Below are 3,849 nucleotides of genomic sequence, written 5' to 3' on the forward strand. Positions count from 1 at the left end.
CATGTCAGATGGCCGGTTTTTGCAGTCCTGTATCTGTGTGGCCCATTCCTGGAGCCTGTACTGACGTGCAACTAAAGATGTTTTTGTACTCATAGTCATCCTCCCTTGAGATGTCAAAAAAGTTAAGGCTTAACTTTTTTGACAGAGTAAAAGTCTTTACTCTGATTATCTCAAAGATCAGGAATTTTCCAAGGTACACACTATGGAGCGTTTACTTCTTTATTTAACCTATACTTCATCTTATATGCAAAAAACGCAGTAGATGCCAGTCCACATCTCTGCGTTTTTAAGAAATCGGCTTTTTATCTTTTATAAATTGACACATTTTCATCTACTTCATAGTATCGTTTTGCCACCTTTTGTTGCGAAATCGTCCATCTTTGAACAGTTTCTCATAACTCTTTTTACTTTTTCATTTCATTAATCCAATCCTTTAATTTAAGTTTTACTTGGATATCACCTAAGTCTCCATCAATATATGTAATCCCTTTCAAATCAGAAGCCAATTTCGGTTTTCCTTTACAAACAAAACACACATTCTCTTTACTCAATGCTCCCATAAATAACCCATATTCAAACAATACATTATCTCTTACCGTATCTGAAGATTCCAATGCAGATTTATCATTCCATATTTTATCATCCGCATTAAAAATAAACACAGCAGCCTGTACTCTCTTTGATATTGCTATTAGGGAATCTATTGTATTTGTTCCGGGAATAAATATTCCTTTCCCTGATGCATTCCATAATAACGGCTTTTCCTCAAGTTCTTCTATCTTTGCTGCAATTTCCTCCATATAATCCTTTGCCTCTGACGAGCTTCCCATAAAGATTTCCATAACTTTTTGCTCCTGCCTTTCTTCCTGTTTTTTTGTGATTGAAACAACTTTTCCTTTAATATCCGGTAATATCTTAAAATCAACATTTCCATTTTCTAACTCTAGCAATTCTTCTTTGTCTATCTCATAAATAATATCCGATTTTTCCTCTATATCACTTATAGTAAACTCCTTACCGCATATTTCACAATTAATTTGCTTGTCGTGAATTAATTTGTTTTCATAAACTGTACATATTTCTCCACAACTACATTTTAATCTGTACTTAAACACAATGACTCTTTGATCATGCAAGTACTTTATCAAGTCATAGACTTCTCTATCAGGTATTTCCAACCACTCAACAATCTTATCTGGATATATATTTTTAAGACTATTGACCGATTGCGATTTTACTTTGTTCTGCAATCTTTTGATTAAGTTTTGTCTCATACTTTTCATATATTTCTAAAGCTGAATTCATATCTGTCTCGTTAAACCGAATACCATATTTTATTAAGATTTCCAAGTATTCCATATTTGAGGCATCGAATTTCAGATTTAAATTTCCTTTCTTTCGATCCATTGTAATCCACAAAGTCTCTATTCTCTCAGCTTCTTCCATTCTATTCTTCAATGACATAAATGTCTTAGTGCAAAAAATAGGTGCTGAAGTATTCTCTCCGCTTAATGAAGTAAGCACTCTTTCTTCATCATTAAACTTTACCCTTGCTACAACTGCTTCTAGTCCCATTTTCCAAATTTCGTCAAAATCTCTATCAAAGAAATAATCGCTAATTGCCAAACCCTCAAGTACATTTCTTACCTCAGCCTCAAAGTCCATTACACCCTCCGCTAAGACAGGCTTTCCTTGTTCATTAACTTCTACATTTCTTAGAGATAATCCACTCAAAGTTTCCTCAATAAAATTTTTTATAACTCCATCTATGTTCTCAATTTCATTATAGGTCGGGACATGAGAATATGCTTCATATATAAGGCTTTTACTCATAAGAAAGAGAATTTTTTTATGTTCTGACATATAATTTCTTGTCGCAACCTTAAACTCAATTCCCATTAATCTTTTTATATGGTCCATAAGACTGTACGCTTTATGTTCCTCATGTGCAATTTGCTGCCTTGTCCATGCTTTAATCAGCATAATTTTTCTGCTAAAGTCAACCTCAACCGGTATATAAGCTACTGAATCTTTATATCCCCTATCCCCGTTTACCTGTATATAACATGCAAACAATAATCGTATTCTTACCAATTCGCCCTTCAGATTTTCTTCTGAACATACAGATGCAATTTTTCTCGGTTCTTCACTATTGGGAATTGATCCTAAAATATTAAAAAAATTTAATGAGTCAATATTATACTTTTCCTCTAGTGGGAGTTCCCAATCACGAGGATATCTATAATCTTTTGTCTTATCAAGCTTATATATTTGAATTGTTTTTCTCTTGCCCCAAAATAATTCACTAAATAGAAATTCTTCGAACTCATCAATATCTATTTTTTTCTCTTTCAATAAGTTATCTACCCAATATTTTAATTCCTGCCCCTTTTCTTCATCCGTCCGGGAAAATCCTTTCTTTTTCAGATATGTTTCTATATAGTCTGCTCCAATATTCGTAATAATTGACTGACTTAATGACGGCATCCTTTCGCCTCCCAACATCGACAAAATATGATATTATATTTTACCATATATTTACAAATACCGCCACAAGCAATACTCTTAGAAACTATTTCTTATCCTGCCATCTCCCATTTAAATCTACAATATGAATACAAATTCCATATATTAGCTGTGACCGAAAAGTCTCTGCGATAAATAAACTTCGTCCAAAATGGCACTTGATGACTTTTGCACCATCTATAAATATCTTTCATCATCATTTTTTCTCCACTATTTATCCGATCAATAAGAATATTTTTCTTGTATTCGTCTAATCCAACTCTAAACATTAAGTAGAATAAGACGTTATAGTACCCGACTAGGAAATCTACTTTTGTCAGGGGATCCGGATTCTCCAACGCCGCCATATAGATTTCTTTCCCCTGCGCGATCAGCCATGCCCTGAAATCCATAAATCCGTCATCCGATCAGCCATACTCTTTTATAAGGGTGGCTACTGTCCAAAGCCCGTATTTATCGGCTGCATCCCGGTACCCGTGTATAATCGCATGAAATTGCAGGGATTGTTCCGGTGGCATACTAAGCAGTTCTTTTGTGATCTAGGAAATAGATGCGTCCATATCCTGCCCGCATTGATTTTTCGTTTCTTCAATGAGCTGCCAGAAAGTTTCTTTATTTATTTCCGTTATTTTTCTGCCCATATCAAGCCTCCCTCATTATACTTGTGGATAAACCTCACGATCTTTCCTGCTCTTTTTCCTGCCTGCTTTTTTCGTCACCATCTCCTGGCTCATATCCTCAAAAAAATACTCTGCCAGACGCTTCATCCCCTCAAAGGACTGTTCATCAGGCATGGCTATCGAAATAATCACGGCATCTATATATTTTTTCCCATTTATTTCACGGTAGAGTTCCTGGTAATCTCCTCAATAACCATCGCCGCCTGTCTTAATATCCTCATATCGTCCATCGACCTCAATCAGGTAGCATGCCGTATCAACGCCAATTTCTTTTCGCTCTGTCTTTTGCCCCGGAGTAGCATCTTTCCATCCATGTATATGGAAAGATACCACTCCGGGGCAAAATAAATCGTCATTGTCCTGGCTATAAATCCCGGATATTCCGAATGCTCTGTTTCCACCAGCGACACGCCCGCCTTAAATCCCGGCTGTGGCCTGTAATCGACCACCAGCTTCTGAAGTTTCTGCGGATCATCCCTATAATCCTCAAAATACATGGGATACCCAAATTGAATCGTAAACGGTGAATAGCCGGTACCGTGTCGCTTGCTAGTTTTTGTGAGATAATTACTCTAAAAAATCTAAGGTTTTTTAGGGAGGAACATCTTATGGATAAAATCACTCACAAAGTCCGTTGCGAACA

Annotated in this window: 3 protein-coding genes and 1 pseudogene; all 4 read right to left on the minus strand. The window is 36.0% G+C overall.

Annotation, left to right across the window (positions count from 1 at the left end; all coding sequences use genetic code 11):
* Positions 1-404: 404 nt before the first annotated feature.
* The 4 genes and pseudogenes from FYJ57_RS15995 to FYJ57_RS14825 all read right to left on the minus strand — a co-directional run bounded on the left by FYJ57_RS15995 (position 405) and on the right by FYJ57_RS14825 (position 3,703).
* The gene (locus FYJ57_RS15995; RefSeq protein ID WP_205840011.1) at positions 405-1,115 is read right to left on the minus strand and encodes a TIR domain-containing protein; all 711 of its coding nucleotides are present in this window, start codon (positions 1,113-1,115) and stop codon (positions 405-407) included.
* A gap of 100 nt (positions 1,116-1,215) precedes the next feature.
* A complete protein-coding gene (locus FYJ57_RS14815; RefSeq protein ID WP_154433251.1) occupies positions 1,216-2,487 on the minus strand; it encodes a hypothetical protein in 1,272 nt (423 codons plus the stop codon).
* Between the two features lie 92 nt (positions 2,488-2,579).
* Positions 2,580-2,921 (minus strand): annotated as a pseudogene (locus FYJ57_RS16455) (DUF4240 domain-containing protein); the annotation flags it as partial.
* Positions 2,922-3,445: 524 nt separating this feature from the next.
* Positions 3,446-3,703 carry a hypothetical protein gene (locus FYJ57_RS14825; protein WP_154433252.1) on the minus strand — a complete coding sequence of 86 codons (258 nt, stop codon included), beginning with the start codon at positions 3,701-3,703 and terminating at the stop codon, positions 3,446-3,448.
* Between the last annotated feature and the right edge of the window lie 146 nt (positions 3,704-3,849).

Origin of the sequence: Oliverpabstia intestinalis (assembly GCF_009696065.1) — a bacterium.
Lineage (GTDB): Bacteria > Bacillota > Clostridia > Lachnospirales > Lachnospiraceae > Oliverpabstia > Oliverpabstia intestinalis.